This window comes from Streptosporangium sp. 'caverna', from assembly GCF_003203775.1.
Lineage (GTDB): Bacteria > Actinomycetota > Actinomycetes > Streptosporangiales > Streptosporangiaceae > Streptosporangium > Streptosporangium subroseum.
The window spans coordinates 9,116,527-9,136,099 of record NZ_CP029711.1; the positions used below are offsets into that span (position 1 = coordinate 9,116,527).

Annotated in this window: 20 protein-coding genes; 12 read left to right on the forward strand and 8 right to left on the reverse strand. The window is 68.7% G+C overall.

What is annotated here, in order from left to right:
- Window positions 1-26: 26 nt before the first annotated feature.
- From DKM19_RS39185 to DKM19_RS39195, 3 genes are all read left to right on the forward strand, one after another.
- Window positions 27-2,552 (forward strand): serine/threonine protein kinase, encoded by a 2,526-nt coding sequence (locus tag DKM19_RS39185; RefSeq protein ID WP_110702883.1) that lies wholly within the window; start codon window positions 27-29, stop codon window positions 2,550-2,552.
- 192 nt (window positions 2,553-2,744) lie between these two features.
- Complete coding sequence (locus DKM19_RS39190) at window positions 2,745-3,902, forward strand: S8 family serine peptidase (RefSeq protein ID WP_110702885.1); 1,158 nt, start codon at window positions 2,745-2,747, stop codon at window positions 3,900-3,902.
- 103 nt (window positions 3,903-4,005) lie between these two features.
- Window positions 4,006-5,880 carry a serine/threonine protein kinase gene (locus tag DKM19_RS39195; protein ID WP_110702887.1) on the forward strand — a complete coding sequence of 625 codons (1,875 nt, stop codon included), beginning with the start codon at window positions 4,006-4,008 and terminating at the stop codon, window positions 5,878-5,880.
- 214 nt (window positions 5,881-6,094) lie between these two features.
- Here DKM19_RS39195 and DKM19_RS39200 read toward each other — a convergent pair whose 3' ends face one another.
- The 3 genes from DKM19_RS39200 to DKM19_RS39210 are packed head-to-tail and all read right to left on the reverse strand — an operon-like array spanning window position 6,095 to window position 7,644.
- The gene (locus DKM19_RS39200) at window positions 6,095-6,514 is read right to left on the reverse strand and encodes a YbaB/EbfC family nucleoid-associated protein (RefSeq protein WP_110702889.1); all 420 of its coding nucleotides are present in this window, start codon (window positions 6,512-6,514) and stop codon (window positions 6,095-6,097) included.
- Window positions 6,514-7,326: a hypothetical protein gene (locus DKM19_RS39205; protein ID WP_110702890.1), complete on the reverse strand. Its 813-nt coding sequence runs from the start codon at window positions 7,324-7,326 to the stop codon at window positions 6,514-6,516. The genes DKM19_RS39200 and DKM19_RS39205 overlap by 1 nt, the downstream gene beginning before the upstream one ends.
- A gap of 15 nt (window positions 7,327-7,341) precedes the next feature.
- A complete protein-coding gene (locus tag DKM19_RS39210; protein WP_110702892.1) occupies window positions 7,342-7,644 on the reverse strand; it encodes a hypothetical protein in 303 nt (100 codons plus the stop codon).
- A gap of 205 nt (window positions 7,645-7,849) precedes the next feature.
- Here DKM19_RS39210 and eccB point away from each other — a divergent pair, with 205 nt between their 5' ends.
- Window positions 7,850-9,295 (forward strand): type VII secretion protein EccB, encoded by a 1,446-nt coding sequence (gene eccB, locus DKM19_RS39215; RefSeq protein ID WP_110702894.1) that lies wholly within the window; start codon window positions 7,850-7,852, stop codon window positions 9,293-9,295.
- A gap of 149 nt (window positions 9,296-9,444) precedes the next feature.
- Here eccB and DKM19_RS39220 read toward each other — a convergent pair whose 3' ends face one another.
- Together DKM19_RS39220 and DKM19_RS39225 are read right to left on the reverse strand one after the other, a co-directional pair.
- Complete coding sequence (locus tag DKM19_RS39220) at window positions 9,445-10,275, reverse strand: hypothetical protein (RefSeq protein ID WP_110702896.1); 831 nt, start codon at window positions 10,273-10,275, stop codon at window positions 9,445-9,447.
- A gap of 16 nt (window positions 10,276-10,291) precedes the next feature.
- On the reverse strand, window positions 10,292-11,482 hold the full coding sequence (locus DKM19_RS39225) for a hypothetical protein (RefSeq protein ID WP_162642094.1): 1,191 nt from the start codon (window positions 11,480-11,482) through the stop codon (window positions 10,292-10,294).
- Between the two features lie 470 nt (window positions 11,483-11,952).
- Here DKM19_RS39225 and DKM19_RS39230 point away from each other — a divergent pair, with 470 nt between their 5' ends.
- From DKM19_RS39230 to DKM19_RS39265, 8 genes are all read left to right on the forward strand, one after another.
- Window positions 11,953-12,288 (forward strand): WXG100 family type VII secretion target, encoded by a 336-nt coding sequence (locus DKM19_RS39230; protein WP_162642095.1) that lies wholly within the window; start codon window positions 11,953-11,955, stop codon window positions 12,286-12,288.
- A 41-nt stretch (window positions 12,289-12,329) separates the two neighbouring features.
- Window positions 12,330-12,632 carry a WXG100 family type VII secretion target gene (locus DKM19_RS39235; protein WP_110702902.1) on the forward strand — a complete coding sequence of 101 codons (303 nt, stop codon included), beginning with the start codon at window positions 12,330-12,332 and terminating at the stop codon, window positions 12,630-12,632.
- Between the two features lie 82 nt (window positions 12,633-12,714).
- Entirely contained in the window at window positions 12,715-13,074 is a 360-nt protein-coding gene (locus DKM19_RS39240; RefSeq protein WP_110702903.1) for a hypothetical protein, read from the forward strand.
- 63 nt (window positions 13,075-13,137) lie between these two features.
- On the forward strand, window positions 13,138-14,691 hold the full coding sequence (locus DKM19_RS39245) for a WXG100 family type VII secretion target (RefSeq protein ID WP_162642097.1): 1,554 nt from the start codon (window positions 13,138-13,140) through the stop codon (window positions 14,689-14,691).
- On the forward strand, window positions 14,688-15,104 hold the full coding sequence (locus DKM19_RS39250) for a hypothetical protein (RefSeq protein ID WP_110702907.1): 417 nt from the start codon (window positions 14,688-14,690) through the stop codon (window positions 15,102-15,104). Before DKM19_RS39245 ends, DKM19_RS39250 begins: the two co-directional genes overlap by 4 nt.
- A gap of 21 nt (window positions 15,105-15,125) precedes the next feature.
- Window positions 15,126-16,619, forward strand: a complete 1,494-nt coding sequence (locus DKM19_RS39255; protein ID WP_110702909.1) for a hypothetical protein — start codon at window positions 15,126-15,128, stop codon at window positions 16,617-16,619.
- A 2-nt stretch (window positions 16,620-16,621) separates the two neighbouring features.
- Window positions 16,622-17,038 (forward strand): YbaB/EbfC family nucleoid-associated protein, encoded by a 417-nt coding sequence (locus tag DKM19_RS39260; protein ID WP_110702911.1) that lies wholly within the window; start codon window positions 16,622-16,624, stop codon window positions 17,036-17,038.
- 14 nt (window positions 17,039-17,052) lie between these two features.
- Window positions 17,053-17,373, forward strand: a complete 321-nt coding sequence (locus tag DKM19_RS39265; protein WP_110702913.1) for a hypothetical protein — start codon at window positions 17,053-17,055, stop codon at window positions 17,371-17,373.
- A 7-nt stretch (window positions 17,374-17,380) separates the two neighbouring features.
- On the opposite strand, the gene DKM19_RS39270 is transcribed toward DKM19_RS39265, so the two are convergent.
- Genes DKM19_RS39270 through DKM19_RS39280 form a run of 3 tightly spaced genes read right to left on the reverse strand, consistent with a single transcriptional unit; the run spans window position 17,381 to window position 19,474 of the window.
- A complete protein-coding gene (locus DKM19_RS39270) occupies window positions 17,381-17,941 on the reverse strand; it encodes a type VII secretion system-associated protein (protein WP_162642099.1) in 561 nt (186 codons plus the stop codon).
- A 14-nt stretch (window positions 17,942-17,955) separates the two neighbouring features.
- Window positions 17,956-19,014, reverse strand: coding sequence for a hypothetical protein (locus DKM19_RS39275; protein ID WP_110702917.1), 1,059 nt, complete (start codon window positions 19,012-19,014; stop codon window positions 17,956-17,958).
- Between the two features lie 16 nt (window positions 19,015-19,030).
- Complete coding sequence (locus DKM19_RS39280) at window positions 19,031-19,474, reverse strand: YbaB/EbfC family nucleoid-associated protein (protein WP_110702919.1); 444 nt, start codon at window positions 19,472-19,474, stop codon at window positions 19,031-19,033.
- Window positions 19,475-19,573 lie beyond the last annotated feature (99 nt).

The following is a 19,573-nucleotide window of genomic DNA, read 5'->3' on the forward strand; positions in this document are numbered from 1 at the left end:
CCGAGATGTGAGCTGGAAGGAATTCCATGGGTGACCTGCACCCTCTGCTGCCCGAGGATCCGGAGCGCATCGGCGTCCACCTCCTGGTCGGCCGGCTCCTCGAGGATCCCGCCCAGGCCGTTTATCTGGGTCACCTGCCCGACGAGGACACCCTTCGCGTGATCCGCGTGCTGGAACCACGCCCGGACGCCGATCCTCAGGAACGCGAACGGATCACCAACGAGCTGCACGCCGCCAGGCGCGTGTCCGGGGCGCACACCGCCCGGCTGCTCGAGGTCGGCTGGTCCGACGACTCCCCCTACCTGGTCCGCGAGCACGTCGAGGGCCGTTCGCTGCGCGAGACGGTGGCCGCCGACGGACCGCTCGGCGGAGACGCCCTGGAACGGCTCGCGGTCGGCATGCTCACCGCGCTCACCGCCGTACACCTGTCCGGTCTTGTCCACGGCGGGCTCACCCCCGACACCGTGCTCCTCGGCCCCGACGGGCCTCGCGTCTGCGACATCGGCCTCGGCGACGCCGCCGGCTCCGACCCCGGATTCCGGGCCCCCGAGCACGTCCGCCCGGGGGTCGCGTCCGGCGGCGACGCCGCGCGGATCCCGGAGACCGACCCCGGCCGGGAACCGGTCGCGGCCCCGAGCCTGGCCCCGGCCCCGGCCGCCGTGCCCGGAAGGCCCGCGGACCTCTTCGCCTGGGCCGCGACCGTCGTCTACGCGGCCACCGGGCAGCCGCCCTTCGTCGAATGGCCCGAGACGCCGCCGGAGGGCCCGGCGGACCTGACGAGCATCCCGCCCGTGCTCCGCTCCCTCGTCGTCACCTGCCTGGACGGGCGTCCGGAGGCCCGGCCCGACACCAGGGCGGCCATGCTGCGACTGCTCGGTGAGCAGCCCGCGGAACAGGCCCCGCCGGTCCTGGCGTTCCCCAGCCTCCCCGTCGTTCCCCGCCTCCCCGGCGTTCCCGGCGTTCCCGGCGTTCCCGGCGCGAACGCCCCCGCCGCCCTCGGTGCTCCCGGCGTTCTCCGCCTCCCCGGTGTTCCCGGCGCGAACGCCCCCACCGCCCTTGACGCTCCCGGCGCGAACGCTCCCGCCGTTCCCAGTGTTTCCGGCGTTCCCGGTGCGAACGCCCCCGACGTTCCCGGTACGAACACGCCCGGCGTTTCCGGGGGCCCCGAAGTTCCCGGCACGAACGCTCCCGCCGTTCCCGGCGTTCCCGGTGCGAACGCGCCCACCGCCCCCGACGGTCCTGGTTCTCCCGGCACTCCGAGCGTTCCCGGTGCGAAGGCTCCCGGAGTTCCCGGTACGAACATGCCGGGGGTCCCCGGAGTTCCCGGTACGAACGCACCTGCCGCCCTCGACGTTCCCGGCACGAACGCCCCCGGCGTTCCCGGCGCCATCGGAATTCCTGGCGTTCCCGGGGTCCCCGGAGTCCTCGATGTTCCCGGTGCCTTCGAGGCGAACGCCCCCGGCGTTCACGCCGGACCGCTTGACGGGGCCCTGTCCCCGGCGGTGGCACCGCCACCGGCGCCACCGGCGCCACCGCTCTGGGGCACACCGCCCCTACCGGGCAGTCAGCCTCCGAAGAGCGGTGCTGTGATCGCCGACTCCGTCAAGGAGCAACGGAGCGGCAACGGTTTCCCCCTCATGCTGGTGGCCGGGGTCGGCGTGGTCGCCTTGCTGTCCGGACTCGGGCTGTGGGCCGCCGGAAGTTATACCTCCCTCGGCAACGCGGAACGGGTCGCCGCCGACGGAAAGGTCTCATCGGCACCTGCGGCGAGCCAGTGGTCGGGTCAGGACACCACGGACGACCCGGCGAACCGGGTGACCGTACCCTGGGGTACGACCCCGACACCGCAGGTGGGAGATGTCGGGCCGTTGCAGCTGTCCACCGATGTCCCCACTCTCCCGGTGCCGAACCCGGTCACCCCACCGGTCCTGATGCCGACGCTCCCGCCGCCCGCCATACCGACCGCGATATCGACCGCGCCCCGGACGACGGGGAAGGCCAAGGGGACGTCGAAGCCGGTCACCAAGCCCCCGGCCGCGAAACCGACGGCCAAACCGCCTGTCGCCAAGCCGACCACGGCCGCCCCGAAGCCGACCACCAAACCATCGGCCACCAAGCCGCCGGCCGCGAAACCCACGACCGCGAAGCCCACATCCGCGAAAACGACGGCGCCGCCCGCGGCCAAACCGACCACTGCCGCTCCGAAGCCGACGACGGAGCCGCCGCGCTCCAATCCCTACAGCCCGCAGCAGGCCTGCGGGGCGGGTTTCTCCGTGCAGCAGAGTGCATCGTTCAGTGGGGGGACGGTCTACCAGCTCTACAACGCCTCCACCGGCAACAACTGCGCGGTCACGATGAAGAGCGCCGACGTCGGCAAGGCGACGCAAGTCTGGGCCACCCTGGAAGTCCAGGGAGGCGGCACCAAAACCGACCGGGGCAACTTCGATTTCTACGCGGGCCCGGCCGTTCTTCTCGGCAAGGGCAAGTGCGTGCGCGTCTCCGGCGGCGGCCCCGGCGGCAGTGCCGGCACCGACTGGGCCAACTGCGGATGACCTCGCGGCTGACACAGGAATACGGCGAGAGAAGGCGATCATGATGCCGTTCTCCCCACCCGTGACCGCACGGCCGACCGGATGCCCACCCGTGACCGCGAGGCCGACCGGATGCCCGCCGGGCCCCAGGAGCGGACGGAACGGGCGGAGGAGCAGGGTGCCGTCTGACCTCCGCCCGTTCCGGGAGTTTCGATGATCGGCTGGAAGCTTGCCGCGGGTGTGCTCGCGCTGACGATCGCGACTCCTCCCGTCGCGGCGACGGGAGGGACAGCGGGAGGGACAGCCGACTGCTCTCCGCCTCGCGGAACGGCGACCATCGGGGAGACATGGGCCCAGCGGAGGCTCAACCTGCCCGAGGTGTGGCGGCTGACCAGGGGCGCGGGAGTGACCGTCGCGATCGTCGACAGCGGCCTGGACACCGGTCACCCTCAGCTGAAGCGGGGCATCGCGGAGGACGTCACCGGGACCGGGGCGCGTGACTGCTTCGGTCACGGCACGGAGGTGGCGGGCATCGTCGCCGCGGTCCCGGTGAGGGGAGTCCCCTTCACGGGGGTCGCGCCGGAGGTGAAGCTGATCTCCGTCAAACACACCAACGACGAACGAGGGCAGGTCGGCATGCTGGCCCAGGCCATCGTGAAGGCCGTACAGCTCGGCGCCGACGTGATCAACGTCTCGGTTCAGGCCAGCGACCAGCCCGACCTGCGCAACGCGGTCGCCTACGCGCTGGCCAAGAACGTGGTGGTGGTCGCCGCGGCGGGCAACGTCAACAAGGATGACGGCTCTCCCGTGGCCGCCTATCCGGCCACCTATCCCGGGGTTCTGTCCGTCGGCTCCGCCGGTCCCGACGGGAGGAGGGCCGACTCCTCGAACCCGATCACGCCCATCGCCGTGATGGCGCCCGGCACGGGAATCACGAGCACGTTGCCCGGCCAGGTGTACGAGGAGGACCTGGAGGGCACCAGCTTCGCCGCGGCGTACGTGACCGGGGTCGTCGCGCTGGTCCGCGCCCGCTATCCGGAGCTGACCAACGAGGAGGTGGGACGGCGCATCGTGCTGACCGCCGACGGCGGATCCGGGACCGGGACCGGCGCGGGAATGGTCAACCCACTGCTGGCCGTGTCGGCGATCCTCCCTTCGGAGACGGTGGCGCTCGCACCGCAGGAGCCCGCCCCGCTCGCGCCCGACGCGATACGGCCCGCACCGGAGGAGGACGCCCGGAGCGTCTCGATCGCGACCCGGGTCGCCCTGTTCTCCCTCGCCGCGGCCATTCTGATCACGCTGGGCAGCATCACGATCCCGCTGGGGCGCCGCCGTGGATGGCGAGCCGGCCCGATGGAGAACGGGTCGTGAGAAGGATCCCGAGACCGGCGAACTACGGGGTCGACATTTATCTCGATAGCCAAATCTCGCATTATTTATGAGCTTTATGATCATTTAAGTTGAAAGGAACCCAATGGGGGATCTAGGAGCTTTACTGCCTGAGGATCCGGAACGCATAGGCGTTTACCTCCTTGTCGGGCGGCTCGGCCAGGATCCCCGGCAGACCGTGTACCTGGGCCACCTGCCCGACGACAACACCCTGCGCGTGATCCGGGTGCTCGCCCCCCGCCCGGAGGCCGACCTCCAGGCGCGCGAACAGATCACCAACGGGCTGTACGCCGCCAAACGCGTCTCCGGCGCGCACACCGTCAAGCTGATCGACGCCGGCTGGATCGACGACTCGCCCTACATCGTCCGCGAACACGTCGAGGGCCGCTCCCTACGCGAGACCGTGACCGCCGACGGCCCGCTGACCGGCGACGCGCTGGAACGGCTCGCCATCGGCACCCTCACCGCGCTGACCGCGATCCACCTGTCCGGCCTCACCCACGGCGCCCTCACCCCCGACACCGTGCTCTTCGGCCCCGACGGACTCCGCGTCTGCGACATCGGCCTCGGCGCCACCGATCCCGAACCCGACTACCGGGCCCCCGAACTTCTCCGCGTACAGGCGGGCCCCCACCCCGGACGGCCCGCCGACCTCTTCTCCTGGGCCGCGACCGTCGTCTACGCCGCCACCGGCCGGCCCCCCTTCGGCGGAGAACCCGGCAAGGTCCTCCACAACCCGGCCAACCTCATCGGCCTCCCTCCCGGACTCGCCCCCCTGCTCACCGCGTGCCTCGACAAACATCCCTACGAACGGCCGGACACCAGAGCCGCCATGCTCCGCCTGCTCGGCGAGGAACCGGCGATCCGGATCACCGGGGACGGCACGTGGCAGGGCGAGGCGTCGCCGGCCGTACCGCAGTCGGGCGTCACGGTTCCGCAGCCGGTGGCGCCGTCCGGCTGGGGTGCGCCGCCGCTCCCCCGGGACGCGGCTCCCGCCTCGCAGGCGCCGGTCGTGCTGCAGGCGAAGGCCGAGTCCGGGGATCGGCCGAAGAGCGGCGGCTTCCCCATCCTGCTGACCGCCTGCGTCGGCGTGGTCGCCCTGCTGTCCGGACTCGGCCTGTGGGCCGCCGGGAGTTACGCCTCCCTCGGCAACGTGGGGCAGGCGGCCGCCGAGGGGAAGGTTCCCCACGCGGTCCTGGGACTGGCCGACCAGTCCGGGCAGGGCGTCGGAGGGGACTCGGCGGACACCGGCAAGGTGACCGTGCCCTGGGACACCACACCCGACGTGCGGGTCCCGGACGTCGAGCCGCCGAAGTTGAGCACCCAGGTCCCGACGATCGCACCGCCGAGTCCGCTGACGACCCTGTTCGTGACCCCGCCCCCGACTCCGGCGATCACCGCGCCGGTGTCGCCGACCGCCGTTCCGACACCCGCGCCGGTGGCCACCGGCGCGTCCACCCCGGCCCCGACGGTGACGGTGACGGCGACTCCGACGGTCGAACCGACCTCGACTCCGGCCACGCCCGCGCCGAGCGAATCGCAGACGCCGGGCGAGTCCTCCACGCCGACCACGAGCGTGACCCCGACGCCCGCTCCGCCGGCCGCCGAGCCTTCACCGGAGCCGCCCGCCTCCCGCCCCAACCCCTACACCCCTCAGCAGGTCTGCGGAACCGGCTACTTCGTGCAACGGTCCGCCTCGTTCGCCGGCGGGACCGTCTACCAGTTCTACGACGCCTCCACCGGCTCCAACTGCGTGGTCACCATGAAGGACACCGACGTGGGCACCGCCACCTCGATCTGGGCCACCCTCGAGGTCCAGGGCGGAGAGAGCAAAACCGATCGGGGCGACTACGAGTACTACGCGGGCCCGGTCTTCCTTCCCGCCGCAGGCAAGTGCGTCCGCTTCACCGGCGGCGGACCCGGCGGCAGCGGCGGGGCCGACTGGGACAACTGCGGATGACGTCTCCGGAAGGCGTCCGAGCCCCCGGCCGCCTTCCGGAGACGCCGTTCCGGCCTCCTAACGAGCGATCCTCCCCGGCGCCGCCCGGAGGAGAGGCACCGACGACCGCTCGGGAAGACCTGGGGTACGGGGCCGGGCTCCGGGCAGGAATCCGGCCCCGTACTCGACCGGCTCCGGCGCGTCCGGTCAATCACGTCCGGTCCGCCAGGTCCGGTCAGTCGCGTCCGGTCAGGTCGCGCAGGGAGCGGGCCAGATCCTCGCCGATCTCCTCGAACTGGCGGCGGGCGCTCTCCATGTCCAGGGTGACCGGCTGACCGCCCGTCGCCTCCCTGATCAGCTCCTCGTTCTGGCGCTGGGCGGCATCCTGGGCGGCCAGGACCGCCTCGGTCGCCGCCTCGGCGATCGTCTGGGTGTCCAGTCGCGCGATGCGCGGGTCGAAGGTGATCTTCTGGATCCGGCCGGTGCCGTCCACCACGGCCCGGGCCAGGCCGTCTGCGCCGAAGCCCTCCCCCGTGATGGCCGCCAGCTCGCCGTAGACGCCGCCGAGCCGGCTCAGCGCCTCCTCGCTCTGCCGTACGACCTCCTCCAGGTCCTCCATGCTCTCCAGGCGCAGGTCGTCGGGGTTGAAGTTCATCACTTGTACGTCTCCGGAATTTCTTTCTTGGGGGAGAGCCACACGAAGTTCCCGGACGGCGGGAGCTGAAGCGACTGCCCGGCTTTCGGGGGTGGCGGCTGCTGGAAGGCCGGCAGGTTGTCGATCTTGATTCTGGCCGCGGTGAAATCGACCTTCGCGAGGCCGGTGGGCTCCAGGTTGAACGACTGCATCCAGGCTTTGCCGGAGAAGTAGATCGACATGCTGCTCGCCCCTGCGGCGATGACTTTCCCGAGCATGGCGGTCGAGCTTGCGATGATCTTGCTGGCCATGATGCCGAGCATCCGCAGATTGAGCGCGGCCGACGACGCGTAGGGCGTCGCGAGCATCGCGGAGGCGATCGCGGCAAGGGCGAGGAGGGTCCCGGCGACCTTCGCGATCGCCAGCCAGTAGGCACGGTAGGAGTCGCCGAGCTCGTCCACGATCCCGGCGATCGTCTTGATGTAGCCGCGCAGGCTCTCCAGCGCCTCCTGGTACCGCTGGACGGCGTCGTCGAACGCGTCGCGGTCGTCGGCGATCCAGCCTTCCTTGCCCTTGTTCAGCAGCATGGCCACGTAGCTCTTGTTGGCGGTGTCCAGGCGCGAGTGGAGGGACTCCCAGTTGTTGTAGATGTCGGCCATCCCCGGCACGTTCGCGATCGCGGTCACCGCGATCGCCACGCCGGCCCAGGCCGTGGGCGCCAGTCGCGCGCCCTTCTCCATGGTGCTGATGATCTTCGTGGAGTTGGCGATCACGCCCCGCGCGCTCTTGGCCGCGGTCAGGGGCGTCGGCGGCTTACCCGCAGGTACCGGCATGTCAGATCTTCTGGATCACTGGTAGACGACGGTGCTGTTGATCTCGGCGGTCTGCCAGTTACCCGCGGCCGTGTTCAGCGTGTCCTGCCAGGAATCCAGCACGTCCAGGGCCTGTGCCAGCTTCTCCCTGACGTCCTTCTGCACCTCGCGGTAGGGCAACCCGATGGCCAGCTCGCCGACGCCGCCCCAGCCGGCGCCGCCCAGCTCGGTGCTGTCCACCATCGCCCTCAGCTCCCTGATCTGCGGAACGACGTCGTCGCCGATCTCGGTGCCGATCCCCTTGATCGCCTTCGACGTGACGTATCTGTCCTGGGTCATGCGCCCTCCATGATCGACGGCTTTTCCGTGATATCTCCTATCACCTCGCCCAAGCCGCTCACATGCGTGTTCGGCCTGTTCCGCAGGCCTTCAATGATCGGAAACGTCGCGGACGACCGCCGTTCACCCTTCGCCCCGGTGAGGCCGTTCCATGATCATGCTTCTATGCTGTGGGCTACCGCGCACCCGGCGAAGCGGAGGTGGGATGCAGACCCGTCGCGATCTTTACCAGGCGTACAAGCTGATGACCCAGCGCCTGGGGATGGCTCTGCTCCAGGGCGAACCCGACCTTCCCGAGGCCCCGATGCGCCGGCACAACGTGGCGATGTTCGGCAGCGTGCTGGTCGCGGTGCTGGTGACGGCCGGCTTCGGCATCCTGGGGCTGCTACGGCCGGGCGACGCGACCGCGCTCACCGATCCCGGGAACGTGATCGTGGAGGAGGAGTCGGGCGCGATCTTCATCTACAGCGCCAAAGAGGGGAAGATGATCCCCGTCGACAACGTGACCTCCGCCCGGTTGCTGCTGGGCGACCAGGAGGTGAAGGTCCGTACGGTCACCGCGGCCTCGCTCGCGAAGTTCCCGCGTGGCGCGCTGGTGGGCATCCCGGGCGCGCCCAAGTCCCTGCCCGCCCACGACCATCTGGTCCGCACCCCCTGGTCGGCCTGCGTGATGGAGGGCATGGACTCGGGCGGTGAACGCAGGCCGTACACCTCGCTGATCGGCGGCCTCGACGTCGGCGGCAGACCGGTCGAACCGAGCTCGGCCATGGTCGTCCAGGAGGGGGGCCAGGTCTGGCTGCTCTGGTCGAACCGGCGGATGCGCGTGCCGGCCAAGGGCGTGCGAGCGCTGACCCAGGAACAGCCCCGCCAGGTCCCCGCGGCCTGGCTCAACGCGCTGCCCACCGGGCCTGACTTCAAGAGTCCGGAGATCCCCGATCGCGGTCGCGCGGTGACCGGGCCCGACGGCGGGAAATCCGCGGTCGGCAGGGTGTTCACCGTGCCGCCGGTGGTCGGCGGCCCCGCGAAGTGGTACGTCCTCCTCTCCGACGGCCTGGCGGACCTCACCCCGACCCAGGCCGCCCTGCTGCTGGCCGACTCCGCCAGCAAGGAGGCGTACGGCCGGGCGCCGGTCCGGGAGACCGAGCTGGACGCCGCGACCGCGAACGGGACGAAGGAGTCGACCACCGACCTGAGCGGCGACGGGCTTCCCACGACCATGCCGGAGATCATCCCGTCGTCCCCGACGAGCCCGCTCTGCGCCGTCTACTCCGACACCGAACGCGGTTCGACCCGGGCGTCGCTGACGGTGGGCGGCACGGAGCGCATCCCCGCGCCGCCGAAGGGCTGGTTCAACCAGGACGTGGTCGATCAGGTGGTTCTTCCGCCCGGCAGCGGCGCCCTGGTGGGAGTGCTTCCGGGTGACGGCAGGCTGGACGCGGTCGGACCGCTCTTCCTGATCAGCGACCAGGGCCGGCGGCACTCCATCCCTTCTCCAGGCGCGCTGCCGAGCCTCGGCTACACCCCGGAGGAGGTCGCCCCGCTCCCCGCCCACCTGATGAAGCTGATCCCCGAAGGTCCCGCGCTCGACGCCGCGGCCGCACGGGCGCCCATTCAGGTCATCCAGCCGGCACCGGTTCGATCTCAGGGATAGCTTCGTCATGGCCGGGCGGACATCTCAGAGAGGGTGCCGTCATGGCCGGGCGGACCGGGTACGGCTCGGCGGATCAGAAATTCGGCAAGTCCGGGAAACCCGGAAACCGGCCTGAGGGCCGCCCGGCTCCTCGCCATCCGCAACCGGCTTTACCAGCCGAAGTTCGGGAGCACACCCGGCTGCTCGATATCGGTGTCCACCTTGGGCACAACGGGAAGCAGCCCTCCGCTGGTCGTGTCATAACTGAGCGCCTGGGTGAATTCGGGGGTCTTCCCCTTCATGGCCTTCAAACCGGGCAACGACTGAGCCTGCTGGTTATAGTAGACGGCCACGCCGGCGACAATCACGCTGATTTTCATGATGCCTTTTACTTGTGCGTCCATAATCTTCTGCATAACGGATCCCACCGTGGTCACGATCCTCATCACCATGGTTTCGGCGGCCATCGCGGTCGGGGTAAGGCGAGCGACCGAAATGTATGCCACCAAGCCCATCAGGATCCCTGCTATGGCCGTACATGTCAGGGCACCCCAATGATAAAAATCCGCCGCCGAGTGGAGGACGTCCCCCACACCTTTACGGCGGTTCTCGAGCAGCACAAGCTGGTCGTCGAACTCCTTGAAGTTTTTCATGAACATGTCATAGGACGCACCCACCCATTCCTTGTTGGCACCGGCCGCCCTCGCCAGTCCTCCCAACTCACTCCGGAGATAAGCGATGCTGTCGCCCGTCGCACCATTCGGAGCGGCCACCGGGGAATGAGAATCGTGGAAACTAGGTGAGAAGAGAGCTGGATCCGGCCCGATATCGACGGGTGACTTGTCGTTCCATTGCGCTGCGGCCCTCTGAATTTCGGCCGGGTCGGCGATCATTAATGTCATCATGAATGCGATGGGCCGTGCGTACGGTATGACAATCGCGGCCATCCCCGCCACCGCAGCCGCATCCACGTAAAGAGTGCGATCCAAATCGTATGACATTACGAAGGTTTCTCCCCTACTCGATCACCGGAGGCGCGACGTCGCCGTCGCCGCCCCAGACGCCTTCGTCCTCCGTGAGCCACGTGGAACGCTCGCGATCCTTGTCGCCTTCGCCACCCGCCCCGCCGCCCATGGGGCTGAGCGGCATCATGGGCATACCACTGGACCCCAGGCCACGCCCTCCGAGACCCGCGCCCTGGCCGGCGGCACCACCGGGGTTCGCCCCCGAAAAACCACCGATCCCGCTTCCGGTACCGGTGCCGATGCGACTCCCCGTGGACACGCCCTCGGCCCCGGGCGACCTTAGATCTGACATTTCAGGCGCTTTAAACGCATTAGACGGAGCATTCAACCCAGCCAACTTCGGGTCATATCCGGAAAGTTCGGTCTTCAGCGGATCATTCAACGCGTTCTTGCCCAGTGCGTTTTCGTCAAGACCGTTCAACTTCGGCGGATCGACGTTACCCGCGGTCCCGGGATCCCCCTGACTCGGGTCGAAGCCGGGCGGCTTCGGAACGTCTTCCATACCGGGAGGCTTGGGAATATCACCGGAACCCGGAGGATCGAAAATGTCATCGGAACCGGGAGGCTTGGGAATGTCATCAGAACCGGGAGGATCGAAGCTGTCATCGAAATCGGGAGGCTTGGGAGCGTCGTCGGCACCCGGAGGATCGAAGCTGTCATCAAATCCGGGAGGCTGCTTGCCCAGGCCTCCGAGTCCGTTCTCACCAAGGTCGCCCAGTCCCTTGGGACCCTTTCCCAGGTCGCCCAGGCCCGCCCCCTTGAACGGTGGGATTTTCCCGCCACCGGTACCGGAAGGCTTGGGTTTACGCGGCTCCTTGCCGGCTCCGGCCTTCTCCGCTTCCTTGGTGTTCTCCGCGACCTTGGAAAGTGCCTCTTTCCACGATTCCAGGACTTCCCTGCCCTTTTCCACGGCGTCAGCGGCACTGTCACGCACCTGAGTGTGCGCCACGTTCAGGCCTCCGCCGATGGCGCCGAAGGCGAACGTGTGGATCTGGATGGCCTTGATCTTGCCGCTGAGCTCCGTCATGACCGGAGCGCGTTTCCCCATGCCGTCGCCGAGGTCTCTGACCTTTTCGTGGTCCATCTCGAACCCGGGGTCCGACAGATAGGGGTTGGCGACGCCCGATTTCATCACGGGCATGCCCGAATAGCCGTAGGGGTCGTCGGCGGGAGAGTCGGTCACGGTCGCCTCCACCGCGAGGATGAGCCCCCGCGAAAGCTGATCACATTGATCACGCAGACTACGTCAGCCGTTCGGCCACCGTACAGGGAGGCCTCGGCGTGGGGAGGCCTCGCCGGCCGCTCGGCAAGGGATCATCCGCGCGGGAGGCGGATCCCCGCCAGGTGCAGGTGACGCACCGACGTGACGGTCGCACCGACGTGCCGCCTCACCTATGACGCGAGCAGATCATAAATACCCGATATAGCCTCAAAGCGGACTTAGGATCCCATTACCCTCATCATTCGCTCGGACACCGAGAGTTGCAAATACCCCACGAGCTGCACGGACACCAAATGCATGAATGATTGTAATGAAACTGCAACTGGATCACCTGTGAGCGGTGTGACGCTTGATCGCTAATGTGATGTTTCGTCGCCATTGCCTGACCAACCGGGGGTGGGCGTGCGCGAGCAGATCACGTGGAGGTGACCGTGGCTCAGCAGACCCAGGTAAAAGAGCACGACCTGCAAGAGGCCATCAACTGGATCGTGGACTCCGCAGAGAGAATCCGCACCATCCAGAAGAACCTGGACACGGCAGGCGTCGAGCTGCAGACCAACTGGCAGGGCCAGTCGCACCAGGCGTTCAGCAAGGTCCACCTTCTGTGGCACGAGCGCATCGACGTCATCCTGAAGAGCCTCCAGGACCTCGCGCAGAACATCCAGTCGAGCAACAAGAACTACAGCGCGTTCACCCAGGAAGCACTCGCGGAGATCAGCAAGATCGAAAGCCTCATCAACGCCGCCCCTCCCGCTGCCGGCAGGTAGGCCTCCCTTGATCTGTCTTTCGAAAACGAACGGAGACCGTGATGGTTGATTTTGACGTTACCAAGGTCAATTACGGCGGGCTGGACATCGGCGAAGGCGCTTTCCAGGCGGCCTTCAACAGCCTGGTCGGCGAGCTTGAGGACCTGGAGACCAAGCTCAACCAGAAGACCGCGCTCTGGCAGGGTTCCGCCCAGGAGGCCTACAACGTCACGCGAGCGACGTGGCAGGCCGAGGCGAAGGGCCTGGCCGACATCGTGGCTCTGCTGGCCAAGAACATCAACATCACCCGAATGAACATGCAGGACGTTGAGAGAATCAACACCGCCATGTTCGACGGCAAGTGATCGAAGAAACGTTGACGATGCCCTCCCAGTCGGCTGAAGGCTGGGAGGGCATGAGCCGTGACCGTGGACGGGGAATGTAGACATGGGTCGCGATGGTGGGATCGAGGTTGCCCACAAGGCCGTCAAGGACGCCAAGACGGACCTTGAAGAGGTGCTCGAGTTGATGCGGCCCAGTCCGGGCAACCACAAGGTCACGCCCGTCTTCGCCCAGAACGGCGCCGTCCAGCAACTCCTTGGAGATCGCGCGGCGATCGGCGGTTTCTGGCCCGCCGCCCAGGGTTTCCAGACGAGCGTTCAGAACGCCGGGACCGCGGTCGGCGGCGCCTATACGGAAATCACGACGCAGCTCACATACGTGATCGGACTGCTCAACACCGCGGTCACAAAACTCGAAAACACCGAACGCGACGGCATGGAGCGCGCCGGGCAGATCCAGGTCTGACAGGTGCGGCCCCTGTGCCGTGGCGGAACACCCGGCATGTCGGCTTGAGGAGACGGGGGACTCGTGGCTGCCAAAGAAATGCCGATCAGGGAAAAAATCGACCCAGGCGAATCCGGTGAGATCACGCTGGACATGCTGAAGTCCGCTCTTGCCGACACCAAGCCGGAGCTGATCGAAAATGCGGCGGGAGAGTTCAGGTCGGCGATGGCCAACCTGAAGACCCTGATCGACTGTCTCGACCGGCACCTTGATTCCTTCGACAAGAAGTGGACCGCCGGCGAAGACGCCAAAATGGTGAAGACCCAGTTCCGGCGGCTCCGCGAGTCGGCGCAGAACATGGTCGACGCGATTGTGGGGCCGAATCCCCCCGGGATGATGGGGCCCTACGTTCCCACGGGCGTCGCTCCGGCCCTGGAGATGTACAGCTCCACCCTGAAGGAGTTCAGGGGCGACAACGTGCCGCAGAGCGCGGACCGGGATGTCTCCTTCCTTGAGGGGGCCGCTCAGGGTGGGGCGGCCGGCGCCATGGGAGGCGCGGGAGTCGGGGTGTTCGTCGGAGGTGTCGGCGCCGTGCCCGGGGCCGTCATCGGGGCCGTCGGCGGCACGATCGCCGGGGGCGTCACGACGCTGTTCACGGACGGGCCTTTTCAGAACGTGTTCGGCGACTCGAAAGCGGAGCAGGACCTGAAGGCCGCCAAGGAGCATCTGAAGAAGCTGACCCAGGCCACGGCCTCGGTCAACGAGGCCTTTCCGCACTCGGTCAAGACCGACATCCCGGAGTTCACCCCGCTTGGTTTCACCCCTCCCAATACCGGCACGCCTCCGGGGAGCGCGTACCGGCCTGGCGGCCTTGGTGCGTATCCCACGGCGTATGTCCCCGCCTCCGGCGGAAACGACTTCACCATGCCTGACTTCGGCCTGAACGGTGACGGTCCCGGCGGTCCGGAAGGTGGCACGCCCGGCGTGAACGGACCCGGCTGGAACCCATCCGACCCGAACGGACCCGGCACGAACGGGCCCGGTGCGAACGTGCCCGGCTGGAACGACCCCGGCACGAACGGACCTGGCGCGAACGGGCCGGGCGCAGGCGGGCCCGGCGCGAACGGCGGCACCGGAGCCGATGGGACCGGAGCTGGGACGAACGGCGGCGCCGGGGTCGGCGCGTATCCGCCCGGGGATCCCGGACGCGAGACCAAACTGGCCGACTACACCCCGCAGATGCCCGACCTCTCCGCCCAGCAGAGCCACCCGGGCAACTTCGGCCAGCAGGGCTACTCGGGCAGCGGCTCCGGAAATTCCGCCACGGGCAACGGCGCCCCGGGAAGCACCGTCGGCTACGGAGTCGGCGGAGGCAGCGGAACCACCAGCGGAGGCAGTGGAGGCAGCGGAGGCAGCGGAGCGGGGGCCGACTCGAGAGGCGTGGGTACCGCACGCGCCCTCAGCGCGAGCACCGGCTCGACGATGCCCTTCGTCCCACATGCCGGCGGGGCCGGCGCGAGTGAGGGTGACGAAGAGCGCGAGCGGTCGACGTGGCTGCTGGAGGACGAGGACCTGTTCATGAGCGACCGGCCGGTGACGTCGCACCTCATCGACGGGGCGCCGAAGGGTAAGGCATGAGAGACAGCGAGTTTGGCTCACCAATTCCCAAGCTTGAGCTCCGGAAGGACTGGCCCGGGCTTGACGAGGCGGGCAGAAAAGACGGCCCCGACGTCAAGCACGCCGAGATCAGAAAGATCATCCAAGTGCTGCGGAGCGAACTCGCCGCGCTGAAGGGTGGGGGCCAGGCATCGATGAGCGCCACCTGGAGTGGTCCCGGCACGCTCGGCGAGATCGCGGGACTCGGCAACGTGGGTTCCGCGGAGACCGGGACTTGGGAGACGGCCGATTATTTCGGCCGGAACATCACTCAGGCCTACACAGTGCTGAACGGTAAATATCAGGCATTCGCCGAGCAGTACGAAGCCTTGGTCGTGGCGCTCGAAAAAGCCATCAGAAATTACGAAGAGAGTCACGACGGCAGCAGCGCGTGAGGTTATGGCGGGAGTGTCACCATGGGGACTGGTCACGGCTGGGAACTCATCAAGATCTACTCAACCCTGTACGGCCTTGACGAGGGGAAGCTCACCAGGACTCAGATCGAACAGAAACTCAAGGCCACCGACCCCGACCGGCTGGAACAGGCGGGGAATGCCTTCCTTGCCGGGGCCGAGCTGCTCCGCGGTAAGTCGGGGGGCAACGGCGGAGGCGCGTCCGGAATCCAGGCCGCGATCGGCGACGCGGCCAAGCAGTTGGAAAAAGCGTGGAGCGGCAAGGACGCGGCCGAGCTGCAGACCACGCTCCGCAAGCTGCACGCCACCGCGGGGGCGCTCGGCGACGCGATGCAGGCGACCGGCGGACCGCTCTCCCGCTACGCGGAGCGGCTCCGGCACTACCGCGACACGATTCCGGCCGCTCCGCTGCCCGGCCCGGGCCAGAGCAAGCTGAACCTGGGCGCCCCGGAGGGCGTCGGGGGCGGTACCATAGGCGCACCGCCCGCCATCGTCGATCCCGACAAGCCGGCCCAGACCCATCTCCGCAACTTCAACATGGAGATCGGGGAGATAAACGCCACGCTCGCCGACGGGCTGGCCTTCGACCTTCCTCCTATCAAGCCGATCGACTTCACCCCGCACAAGGCTCCGAAGGTCCCGTTCGATACCTCTTACGTGCCCCACACTCGCTCGGAGGGGGTGTGGACCGCCGGAGGCTACGACAACGGCCAGGCCGCGGGCCAGGGCGGGTCCGGCGCGACAGGTGGGCAGAACGGGTCAGCCGGGACCGGCGGAGCGGGCGGATCCGGTGCGCCGGGCGGTCAGGACGGAACCGGCGGGGCCGGTGGATCCGGCGGTCAGGACGGGTCCGGCACGCCGGGCGGATCGGACACGCCGGGCGGCCAGGACGGAACCGGCGGGACCGGCGATCAGGGCGACCCCGGCGGTCAGGACGGATCCGGCGGGACCGATGTGCCGGGTGGCTCGAACGGCGAGGGCGGCTGGAACGACCCCGACCCGCAGGACGGGACGGGACAGGAGGCTCCGCCCGTCATCGGCGGCGCGGACGATCCGTCCCGGCAGACCCAGCTGGCGAGCGACACCCAGGGTCCCTGGAACGCCGGGCCGCCGACAAGCGGCCAGACCGGGCTGAACGCCCCGGCCACCATCGTCGACAGCCGCCCTGCCACCGCGATGGGCCCCAACCTGCTGAACCACAACGGGATGATCGGCTCCGCCCAGGAGGGCACGGTCGGCGCCCGTCCCCCCGGCGGCGGGTTCGGCGCGCAGGGGCCCGGCACCGGATTCGGCGGGCAGGGAGCCGGGGCGGGAGGCATGAACGAGGCCGGAGTCCTGCGAGCGGGCACGGGCACGACGGGCTCTTCGATGATGCCGTTCATGCCGGGGAGCGGTGCGGGCGGCGAGGACGAGCAGGAGCGCGATCGGACGATCTACTCACCGGAGGGCGACGTGTGGGCCTCCCAGCACGAGACCATCCCTCCCCTTATCTGCTGAGAGTGGCCGACGTGTATCAGGACGGGCAGCGCTTCGGCGACCTGCTGGCTCAGAGCAGCCGACTCCTCTCCGAGCTGGAGGATCCGCGGGACCCGGCGGAGCACACGTTCCAGGGCAGCGGCCAGGCGGCGAACGGGCAGGTGAGCGCCGTGGCCGGCCCGGACGGACGGATCCGCGAGCTGATCATCAACCCGCGGGTCATGCGCATGGCCTCGGAGGATCTCGCACGGGAGATCCTCACGGCGGTGAACGCCGCCCTCGACGACCTCCGTGCGAGCATCCCCGGCCTGGAGGCGGCGACCATGGACCCGAAGGCACTCGCGGGGAGCCTGGACGGCATGCAGGACGACGTGATGCGCCGCCTGGACGAGTTCGCGTCGGAGATCGAGCTCACCGTACGACGGCTGGAGGAACGCTGAACGCGAGCCACGGCGTGCAGGCCTCGCACGCGGACTTCCGGAGCGCGGACACGGGACTCACCTCGGTCGGCGCCGACCACTCCGCCGAGGTGCGGGTCCTGCGCGCCTACCTCGAGGGAGAGGGTGATCCGTGGGGCGACGACGAGCTGGGAAGCACGGTCGGCGCCGCCTATCGCGCGGTGACGCGGCAGGCGCTGGAGGCCTGCGAATCGCTGGCGCGACGCCACACGACGGCGGGCGGCGACGTCGGGACGATGTCGGTCAACTACCGGTCGGCGGAGCGGCGAGGCGAGGAGGAGGCCGACCGGATCACGCGAGCCGTCCGCCGGGTCTGACGACCGGTCACCGGCGGAGATCGGTGTGCGGCAGCACGACGCCGACGGGGCCGAAGGGATTGATCGCGACGCCGACGCCCGCGGGCAGCAGGCCGATCAGGTCGCCGCCGCGGATCCGCTGCCAGCCCGTGGAGCCCTCCGGGAATTCGCCGGGCAGATGGGCCTGCGCCGTGCAGACGAGCGCCGTCCGGCCCTCATCCGTGTCGAACACGGGAATGCCCCCGTCCGGACCGGCGGCCACGATCACATCGGCCTCCAGAAGCAGGGCAACGATGCCCTCCCCCGTGGCATAACCGGTCGAGCTGAGCTGGATGGCATCGTCCAGGGGATCGGTCGGGTCGGGGTAGTCGAGCGCCACCGGCGAGGGCCGGTAGTTCGGATTGTGGCGGAACTCACCGCTGATCTCGCCGCGCTCATCGGCCTGCCACGCGCCGATGATGCCGTACGGCGGCACCTCGCCGCCGGGGTCGAAGAAGGGGTCGATCGCGTAGAACCACTTTCCGGGACTGCGCCGCGCCTGTTCCCGCAGCTCGTCGGTGAGCGGCGGAGGCGTTGGGACGTCGTTCACTCGAATCCTCCTGGTCAGGCCTGAGAGTAGCCGGGGTAAGGATCGAAATGGGGGTTGGCAATGAAGTTACTCGGTGTTCTGGCCACTCCCGCCGGCCAGGCGCCGGAGACGTATCGCCGATGAACGCCACCGACGAAGGCGACCTCCTGTTCGTGGCCCAGCCTGGTGCTCACCGCCGGCATGGTCCTGCCGACATCGATCCCGCCGGGGGCGTCCACCTCGTAGACGTAGCCTCGCGGAAAGACGTTGTCGATGTCCTGACGTCGGCTGGTCCCCACGAAGGCTGAGGGCCTGGCCTTGTTCACGTAGTCGTCCAGCGCGGTCACGGTCGGGTCCCGCGGTTGGAATCCCTGATCGAACATCTCGTCCGGCGACCGGTCGTCAGCCCGGTAGAGCGGCTCGCGCTCCCTGCGCCACATCGGGTAGGGGGTGACTTTCCGCACGTCGACGCTCTTGTCGGCGGCCGCCTCCAGATAGTTGTCCGGACCGCGAAGGGGCGTGGGCGGGCGCCGCGGCGGCGGGGAGGCTGCGGAGCTTCGCGACGGGAGTTTACGCAGGAGATGGGAGGCCTGCGTGAAGAGGCGGAGCGCGCTGCGTTTCAGCAGGTCGACCATCTTGCGGATGGCCTGCCGTACGGCCACGCGGGCGCTGCCCACCACGGCGGGAACGGCGGTGAGGGAGGCTCCGGCGGTCGGCCCGGAGGCCGTGACGAGCTGGGACAGACGCAGTGCGAACCTTACGAGGATCACGATCAGCGCGACCTTCAGGGCGAGCGCCGCCATGGCGGAGATCTGCAGGGCGGAGCCGATGAGCAGGGCGGCGGTGACCGCGTCACCGCCCTGACTTGAGGTGTCCCGCGAGTCCCGCTCGAACGCCCTGACGTCGTCACCGTCGTTGCGGGACACGATCCGGGCGACGTGGGCGCCGGCGGCCGACACGTTGCGGCGCAGCATCATCGCGAAAGCGACCCACCGCCGGCCGGATTCGTGCAGCTTCTCCTCGTCGACCACCGGCCAGGGGACTCCGATGAGGTTGAGGGCGACGGCGAGTTCGGCCGGCGGTTGCAACGCCACGGCGAGGTACGGGCCTTCAGAGGTCGAGACGGCGGCTGATGCGGTCGAGCTCGCCCATCACGTCCTCGAAGGTCCGGTCGTAGGCCGCCTCTATCTCCCTGACCTGCTGCAGTGCCGCATCGGGGTTGTCGGCGTATCTCATGGGGTTGTCCTCCTCGCCGAACGCCTCCCCCATGAGGGTGCCGACCTGCTCCTGGAGATCCTGGGCCGCGTCGCGGACAACCATCTTGATCTTCTCGGCGAGCTCTCCCGAGCTCAGACGCATCGCCTTGGGATTGAGATCGAGCTCGCTCAGCCCGCCGCTCGTGTATTCCACGGTGACCAGGCCGTCTTCGTCCCGTGCGCGCCCGACCAGCGCGGCCATGCCCTTCTGGACTTCCTCCATACGGGCGAAGTGCTCTCCGGCGCCTCGGAGGACCTTGTCAACGTCAATGTTCTCGAAGTTCCCGAACCCCGTCATCGACTGCTCCGTTTCCACCGCAGCCAACCGGCCACACCAACATCAGAAGGCATCAGTGGCCACTTTTGCACCAATCTAGCCGCACCGCGGAGACAGGCG